This is a genomic window from Streptomyces sp. NPDC059455, assembly GCF_042750115.1.
Lineage (GTDB): Bacteria > Actinomycetota > Actinomycetes > Streptomycetales > Streptomycetaceae > Streptomyces > Streptomyces endocoffeicus.
On the sequence record NZ_JBHYVB010000014.1, the window covers coordinates 10,902 to 18,329 of the forward strand.

At 70.2% G+C, this 7,428-nt stretch carries 7 protein-coding genes and 1 tRNA gene; 4 read left to right on the top strand and 4 right to left on the bottom strand.

Annotation, left to right across the window (positions count from 1 at the left end; genetic code table 11):
• Positions 1-168: 168 nt before the first annotated feature.
• Complete coding sequence (locus ACFXB5_RS07030) at positions 169-1,305, bottom strand: ABC transporter ATP-binding protein (protein WP_385203616.1); 1,137 nt, start codon at positions 1,303-1,305, stop codon at positions 169-171.
• Between the two features lie 176 nt (positions 1,306-1,481).
• Here ACFXB5_RS07030 and ACFXB5_RS07035 point away from each other — a divergent pair.
• The 4 genes from ACFXB5_RS07035 (at position 1,482) to ACFXB5_RS07050 (ending at position 4,577) form a co-directional block, all read left to right on the top strand.
• Positions 1,482-1,554 (top strand) — tRNA-Thr (locus tag ACFXB5_RS07035).
• A gap of 325 nt (positions 1,555-1,879) precedes the next feature.
• Complete coding sequence (locus tag ACFXB5_RS07040; protein ID WP_385203451.1) at positions 1,880-2,137, top strand: LysR family transcriptional regulator; 258 nt, start codon at positions 1,880-1,882, stop codon at positions 2,135-2,137.
• 821 nt (positions 2,138-2,958) lie between these two features.
• Positions 2,959-3,663, top strand: coding sequence for a DNA-binding response regulator (locus tag ACFXB5_RS07045; RefSeq protein WP_385203453.1), 705 nt, complete (start codon positions 2,959-2,961; stop codon positions 3,661-3,663).
• 23 nt (positions 3,664-3,686) lie between these two features.
• Positions 3,687-4,577, top strand: a complete 891-nt coding sequence (locus tag ACFXB5_RS07050; RefSeq protein WP_385203456.1) for a LuxR family transcriptional regulator — start codon at positions 3,687-3,689, stop codon at positions 4,575-4,577.
• A gap of 402 nt (positions 4,578-4,979) precedes the next feature.
• Here the strand turns inward: ACFXB5_RS07050 and ACFXB5_RS07055 are convergent, their stop codons facing one another.
• The 3 genes from ACFXB5_RS07055 to ACFXB5_RS07065 form a co-directional block, all read right to left on the bottom strand.
• Entirely contained in the window at positions 4,980-5,477 is a 498-nt protein-coding gene (locus tag ACFXB5_RS07055) for a hypothetical protein (protein WP_385203618.1), read from the bottom strand.
• Between the two features lie 73 nt (positions 5,478-5,550).
• Entirely contained in the window at positions 5,551-6,189 is a 639-nt protein-coding gene (locus ACFXB5_RS07060) for an MBL fold metallo-hydrolase (RefSeq protein WP_385203459.1), read from the bottom strand.
• Positions 6,189-7,274, bottom strand: a complete 1,086-nt coding sequence (locus ACFXB5_RS07065) for an S-(hydroxymethyl)mycothiol dehydrogenase (protein WP_385203462.1) — start codon at positions 7,272-7,274, stop codon at positions 6,189-6,191. The genes ACFXB5_RS07060 and ACFXB5_RS07065 overlap by 1 nt, the downstream gene beginning before the upstream one ends.
• Positions 7,275-7,428 lie beyond the last annotated feature (154 nt).

A 7,428-nucleotide genomic window follows, 5' to 3' on the forward strand; every position in this document is an offset into this window, starting at 1 on the left:
CAAAATCCGCGGATTGACTGTCATTTTATCCAAAACCCAACCCCGCCCCCCACCCCCTCCCCACCCACCCCCAGGGCCCCCCCCGACCGCGGGAAGCGGACGAACGGCGCCGTCGGTACGAACTGACGGGTCAGCGGCCTCAGTCGCCAGGCCGCTGAGGCCGCGGCCTCAGTCGCTGAGCCGCTCCCCGGACGAGGTCGAGAAGACGTGCGTCTCGCCCGGCCGCGGCACGACGTGCAGCTGCGCGCCCTTCTCCGGCACCTGGCGCCCGTTCACGCGGACGACCAGGTCCTTGACCTCGCCGCCGACCTCGGCGGTGCCGTAGACGTAGCCGTCGGCGCCGAGTTCCTCGACGACGTTGACGGTGACGGCGAGACCGGCCGGGGCGTCCTCGGACGCCTTGGTGAGGCCCTGGGCGGCGCCGCCGTTCTGCTCGACCACGTCGAAGTGCTCGGGCCGGACGCCCACGGTGACCGTACGGTCGCCGTTGTCGGACGCGGCGCTCAGCGCCTCACGCGAGACCGGGACGACGCTGTTGCCGAACTTCACACCGCCGTCGGTGATGGGCACCTCGACCAGGTTCATCGCGGGCGAGCCGATGAAGCCCGCGACGAAGAGGTTGTTCGGACGGTCGTACATGTTGCGCGGCGAGTCGACCTGCTGGAGCAGACCGTCCTTCAGCACCGCCACCCGGTCGCCCATGGTCATGGCCTCGACCTGGTCGTGGGTGACGTACACGGTCGTGATGCCCAGCCGCCGCTGCAGGCTGGCGATCTGGGTACGCGTCTGCACACGCAGCTTGGCGTCCAGGTTGGACAGCGGCTCGTCCATGAGGAACACCTGCGGCTCCCGGACGATCGCCCGGCCCATCGCGACACGCTGCCGCTGACCACCGGACAGCGCCTTCGGCTTGCGCTCGAGGTACTCGGTGAGGTCCAGGATCTTCGCCGCGTCCTCGACCTTCTGCCGGATCTCGGTCTTGTTCACGCCGGCGATCTTGAGCGCGAAGCCCATGTTCTGGGCGACGGACATGTGCGGGTACAGCGCGTAGTTCTGGAACACCATGGCGATGTCCCGGTCCTTCGGCGGCAGATGGGTGACATCGCGGTCCCCGATCCGGATGGCCCCGCCGTTGACGTCCTCCAGCCCCGCGAGCATCCGCAGGGAGGTCGACTTCCCGCAGCCGGAGGGGCCGACGAGTACGAGGAACTCGCCGTCCTCGATGGAGATGTCGAGCTGGTCGACAGCGGGCTTCTCGGTGCCCGGGTAAACCCGGGTTGCCTTGTCGTACGTGACCGTGGCCATGGTGATCTGTCCCTTCACCGGCAGGAACGTGCCGGACGATCCGAGTAAAGGAGGGGTCTAGTCCACCGGAGGTGGATTGGCGTGACGTTATACCGGCGAGGGCGGCCATGTCTCTAGCCAGGACCCGGGAATTTTCGAACGGATCACGCCTCGGGGCCGGGTACACTGCAGGGGACGCCGACTTAGCTCAGCTGGTAGAGCACCGCTCTTGTAAAGCGAAGGTCGTCGGTTCGAACCCGACAGTCGGCTCTCGAAACCGCAGATCACCCATGTGACTCTGCGGTTTTTTCATTGCCGCGGCGCCCCGGGGGATTGCCGCGGCGCCCCAGGGGGACGTCCCCGGGGTCGCAGGCCGATGGTGCGGGCCGGTGGCGCAGGCCGATGGCGCGGGATGGGGTGTACCGGTCGGGGGTGTGCCGGTCGGGGGTGTACCGGTCGGGTGGCGAGGGCGGGGGCGGGGCCCGTCCGGGCGCATGGATTGATCATGTTGGCCCTTGCAGCTTCCTGCATCCGCTGTTGCCGATCGGGATTCGATCCGTTGATATGGCCTGCACGCGGATATCAGGGGGAAGAAATGCATGAGCGTGAGTTCCGTGCCTTCGTATCCATCGCCGAGATCGGCCGGATGGACGAGGCGGCGAAGGCACTCGATTATTCACAGCCGGCCATCAGCTACCAGATCAAGTGTCTTGAACAAGCCTTGGGCGTGCGGCTTTTCAGGCGGGACTCCACCGGTACTCAGCTGACCAAGGCGGGGCGTGCGATTCTGCCGTCCGTGCGGGCCGTACTGGCGCTCATTGATGACATGAAGGACGCGTGTGCGGCAGCCTGAGGTGGCTTGTCACCGGAAGCGCGGCGGCGTACCCGGTGGGCGGGTCTCGGCCGTTACGGGGTGGATCGCACCCTTGCGCCGCGTCCGCACCCGTGCATGGACAGCGCTGTCATCGGTGTAAAGCGCGTCACAACCGGGGCGGTGCGGTCCGCTGCGCGGTGCGTCGCCGGGTGCGGTGAAACCCCAAGTGGCCTGGGGTTTCGTGGCGTTGACCGGCGGTGGGCGAAGATAGCGGACCGTGTCGGGACGGCGTGGGCGCATAGCTGACAGCAAGCGGTCATCGGGCACCGTCGTGATTGCGCACCGTGCCCCTACCGCTGCGTTGCGCACCCGGAGCGCGATCGTCCGAGCTGCGTTTCCGGACAGATGTGCAACTTGATGTCAATCCCGTGGCCCGGATGCGGAGCGGGGTCGGTTTCCGCTCCTGACGTGGCCGATTTATCCGAACGTTATCAACTATGATGCGTTGACTGAGGCGCGGCCAGCGAACTAATCTCGCCGCCGCACGGCCTGGGGGGCGGCCTTCTGGAGAGAACGCACGCTGGTTAACGCGCACTTGAACGTACGTGAATGTACGGCGATGCAGGGGGGAGCGGGCAGTTCCGATGCCCGTGTCATTCGTGGATTAAAACGCTGGGGAAATCGTCGGGCGTCATGCGGCCGCAGCTCGGCCGTGCGGCCGCTCGGCGTTCATCGACGGGTACGCGGCAGGTCTGTCGTGTGCCAATGGGGGAGTCATGTCAGAACTGTCGAATTCGAGTGGAAGATCCGACGGCGTAGAAGAGACGCTCAAGCAGGTATGTGAGCTCATCGAATCGGCGGTGACCCTGCATCGCAGCATTCCGCCACAGCCCTCGCCCATGGTGCTCGTCACCGATGGCGTGGCGGTCGCGCAGGCCGTCGGGCGTCTGCTGGCCGGTGCCAAGTACAGCGTCAGCGTGATCGTGCCGGGCGCCCTGGAGCGGGCCAGGCCGATGCTCGCGATGATGGGGCGGTTCGCCGCGGTGGCCAAGTCCGGAGTCACCGTCCGGCTGCTGTGCACCCCGCAGGTGCTCGCGGTCCCCCACGGCGTCCTCGCCGCGGTGCGCGCCGGCCAGCTGGGCTTCGACGTCCGGGTCACCGACGCCGAACTGCACGGGACCGTCATCGTCGACGGCAAGGCGGCGTTCGGGCGTTCCGGACCCGAGCGCGACGGCCGTTACGCCACCGTCAACACCGACCTCGCCTCCGTGCGCGCGCTGTATCTGATGTTCGCCGGGGCCTGGGGCAGCGCGATGCCGGTGCACGAACATCTGCGGCTGGCCGAGCGGCTCCGCTCGGACTCCATGCGGGTGATCCTCGAGCGGCTCCGCGAGGGGCACACCGACGACGTCGCGGCCAAGAAGATCCAGATTTCGCTGCGCACCTACCGTCGCCATGTGGCGACGATCATGCGGGACGTGGGCGCGAGCTCCCGCTTCCAGGCGGGCGTGCGCGCGGTCGAGCTCGGGCTGCTCTCCGCGGCGGACCGCGAGCTGGTGGATTGAGCGAATTCACGGGGGTGAGGGCAATGAGGGTTCCCACGCCGGCGGGGGCCGGGGTCCAGCGACAGCACGATGACGACGACGGGGACGACGGGCCCCGGCACCCGGGGGATGACGGGCCCTCCGGGGGCTCCGAGGACGACGGGCGCCCCGCGGACGACATCACCGAGGAACTCCTCGCGGTCCGCGCGCTCATCGAGTCCACGGTGGTCAAACACCGCGACCGGCAGCTGCGGAACTCATGGGTCGCGGCCGTCGAGGCGGACGACAAGGAAGTGCACGCCGCCGCGCAGGACCTGCTGCGCACGGCCACGGAACGGGTGGACGTGGTACTGGCGGCGGAGGCCGCGCATGTGCACGTGCTGCACGGCGCGCTCGACGGCTGGCTGCGGTCGGGCGGCGACGCCGTGCGCACGCGGATGCTGTGCGCCCAGAACACCGTGGACTGGGGCTTCGTACAGCGGCATGTGGGGGACGAGAACGCCCTGGAGGTCCGGGTGGCGCGCATTCCGCTGCTCGCCGCCCTCATCGTGGACGGCCGGGCCGCGCTGGTGTGCGCGGACTCGGCCGCGGGCCGGCGCGCCTCCACCCTCCGCGACTCGGGCGTCATCGAGACCCTCCAGACGCTGTTCGACGGGATCTGGCGGACCGCGCTCTCGGTCAGCGAGCGCATCGAGCTGGGCGAGCGATCGCGCGGCGAACTGGTGCGGCCGATCCTGGAGCGGCTGCGGCTGGGGGCCACCGATGAGGTCGCGGCCCGCGAGTTGGCGGTCTCCGTTCGTACATACCGCCGCTATGTGGCCGAAATCATGGCGTTGCTGGGGGCCAACTCACGGTTTCAGGCGGGGGTACGGGCGGCGGAATTGGGCCTGCTGCCCATGACACCGTCCCAGGACCCGCCGAAGCCATGGACATGAAGAGAACCCGCCGAAGCCATGGACATGATGGCCGGAAACGGCGAGCCGAGCGGGGCCTCCGGTGGCCGGAAACGCCGGTGATCGGCGAGGTCCCGCTCGGGACTGGCAGCTTCCTGTAGCGCCCTTTGCGGAGGGTTCTCGGCGGTCGATACATATGGCGACGAGGGAATTCAGCCCCCGTGCCGCGGCGCGGGGGAGTTTCCCCGCCGGCGGCATTCAACCCCCGAGAACGCTGCCGGAGCGGAGGTTCGGCGACGGTTTCCAGCCCCACCGGACCTCCGCGAACTCTCGCGGCACCCGCGGGACCTCGCGGCACCCGCGGGACCTCGCGGCACCCGCGGGACCTCGCGGCACCCGCGGGACCTCGCGGCACCCGCGGGACCTCGCGGGTATCGCCGGTCCTCATACGCGCGGGAAGCGCGACTGCAGATCCCACACCACGGGGTTGTCACCGAGCCCCTCGTGCAGATCCGTGAGGTCGGCGATCAGATCGTGCAGGAAGTCGCGGGCCTCGCGGCGCAGCGCCGCGTGGTTGAAGGTCAGCGGCGCATCCTCGGCCGGCGCCCAGTCGGCGGTGATGTCCACCCAGCCGAAGCGGCGCTCGAAGAGCAGCCGGTCGGTCGATTCGGTGAAGTCCAGCTCGGCGTGGACCGGGGTGGCCGAGCGGCTGCCGCGCGGGTCCCGGTCGAGCCGTTCCACGATGTCGCACAGCGCCCAGGAGAAGTCGAGCACCGGAACCCATCCCCAGGCTGTGGACAGCTCGCGGTCCGTCTCCGTATCGGCGAGGTAGACGTCGCCGCAGAACAGGTCGTGCCGCAGGGTGTGCGGATCCGCGCGCCGGTAGTCGGTCTGTGGCGGGTCGGGGAAGCGGCGGGAGAGGGAGTAGCCCAGGTCGATCACGCGGTCGATGGTGTCATGGGGCACGGGGCCGCCCGCCCGGCGGGCGGCCCCGCGCTCGCCGTTCGAGCGCGGCTCAGTGCCCGCGCGCGATCCACTCCTCGAGGTGCGGGGCCTCGTCCCCGACGGTCGTGGAGTCGCCGTGGCCGGTGCGGACCACCGTCTCCGGGGGCAGCGTCAGCAGCCGCTCCCGGATCGACTCGATGATCGTTGGGAAGGACGAGTACGAGCGCCCGGTGGCGCCCGGGCCGCCCTGGAACAGGGTGTCCCCGGAGAAGACCGTGGTCAGCGCCGGTGCGTACAGACATACGGCGCCGGGGGAGTGGCCGGGGGTGTGCAGTACCCGCAGCTGCGTCCCGGCCACGGTAAGGACGTCACCGTCGGCCAGCGGCTGGTCCGGGGCGCGGTCCGGGTGGCGCATCCGCCACAGCACCTCGTCCTCCGGGTGCAGCAGGATCGGCGCGCCGGTGCGCTCGGCGAGCGCGGGGGCCGCGTCGATGTGGTCGTCGTGGCCGTGGGTGGAGATGATGCCGAGCAGTCGGCGGCCGCCGACGGCGTCCGCGATGGCGTCGGCGTCATGCGCGGCGTCGATCACGTACACCTCGTGGTCGTCGCCGATCAGCCACACGTTGTTGTCCACCTCCCAGGTGCCGCCGTCCAGCGAGAAGGTGCCGGAGGTGACGAGGTGGTCGACGCGTACGGGCGGAGGGGTCATCAGAACATCACCACCGAGCGGAGCACCTCACCGCGGTGCATCTTGGCGAACGCCTCCTCGATGTCCTCGAGCCCGATCGTCTCGCTGACGAACGCGTCCAGGTCGAGGCGGCCCTGCTGGTAGAGGTCGATCAGCATGGGGAAGTCGCGGTCCGGCAGACAGTCCCCGTACCAGGAGGACTTGAGTGCCCCGCCGCGCCCGAAGACGTCCAGGAGCGGCAGCTCCAGCTTCATCTCGGGGGTGGGGACGCCGACCAGGACGACGGTGCCGGCCAGATCGCGGGCGTAGAACGCCTGCTTGTAGGTCTCGGGGCGGCCGACCGCCTCGATGACGACGTCGGCGCCGTTGCCGTCGGTCAGCTCGCGGACGGCCTCGACGACGTCGGCGCTCTTGCCGTTGAGGGTGTGGGTGGCGCCCAGCGAGCGGGCCCACGCCAGCTTCCGCTCGTCCACGTCGACCGCGATGATCTTCGCGGCCCCGGCCAGCCGCGCCCCGGCGACCGAGGCGGCGCCGACCCCGCCGCAGCCGATCACGGCGACGGAGTCACCGCGCTGGACGTTGCCGGTGTTGAGCGCGGCGCCGATGCCGGCCATCACCCCGCAGCCGAGCAGCCCGGCCGCGGCGGGCGAGGCCGAGGGGTCGACCTTGGTGCACTGCCCGGCGGCCACCAGCGTCTTCTCGGCGAACGCGCCGATGCCGAGCGCCGGGGTGAGCGCGGTGCCGTCGGTCAGGGTCATGGGCTGCTTCGCGTTGTGGGTGTTGAAGCAGTACCAGGGGCGGCCGCGGCGGCAGGCCCGGCACTCGTGGCAGACCGCGCGCCAGTTGAGGATCACGTAGTCGCCGGGGGCCACCTCCGTGACGCCCTCGCCGACGGACTCCACGATGCCCGCCGCCTCATGGCCGAGGAGGAAGGGGAACTCATCGTTGATCCCGCCCTCCCGATAGTGCAGATCGGTGTGGCAGACGCCGCACGCCTGGACCTTTACCACCGCTTCGCCGGGGCCGGCGTCCGGCACCACGATCGTCTCGATCCTGACCTGCTCGCCCTTGCCGGGGGCCACCACGCCGCGTACCTGTTGAGTCATGACAGCAGCGTAAGTGGCGACCAGCGGCTACGACAGGGATGACGAGGCCCGTCCGGAACGGGCCGCGGTCGGTCCGGAACGGGGGGCGCCCCCGCCCCCCGCCGCGCCGGGGGGGCGGGCGGCGCGCCGCCCGCGTGGCCGCCGGGGGGGCCGG

Excerpts from the sequence above, each read along its gene's own strand:
- ACFXB5_RS07030 (WP_385203616.1), bottom strand. The coding sequence starts at position 1,305 with ATGGCCACGGTCACGTACGACAAGGCAACCCGGGTTTACCCGGGCACC.
- ACFXB5_RS07040 (WP_385203451.1), top strand. The coding sequence starts at position 1,880 with ATGCATGAGCGTGAGTTCCGTGCCTTCGTATCCATCGCCGAGATCGGC.
- ACFXB5_RS07050 (WP_385203456.1), top strand. The coding sequence starts at position 3,687 with ATGAGGGTTCCCACGCCGGCGGGGGCCGGGGTCCAGCGACAGCACGAT.
- ACFXB5_RS07060 (WP_385203459.1), bottom strand. The coding sequence starts at position 6,189 with ATGACCCCTCCGCCCGTACGCGTCGACCACCTCGTCACCTCCGGCACC.
- ACFXB5_RS07065 (WP_385203462.1), bottom strand. The coding sequence starts at position 7,274 with ATGACTCAACAGGTACGCGGCGTGGTGGCCCCCGGCAAGGGCGAGCAG.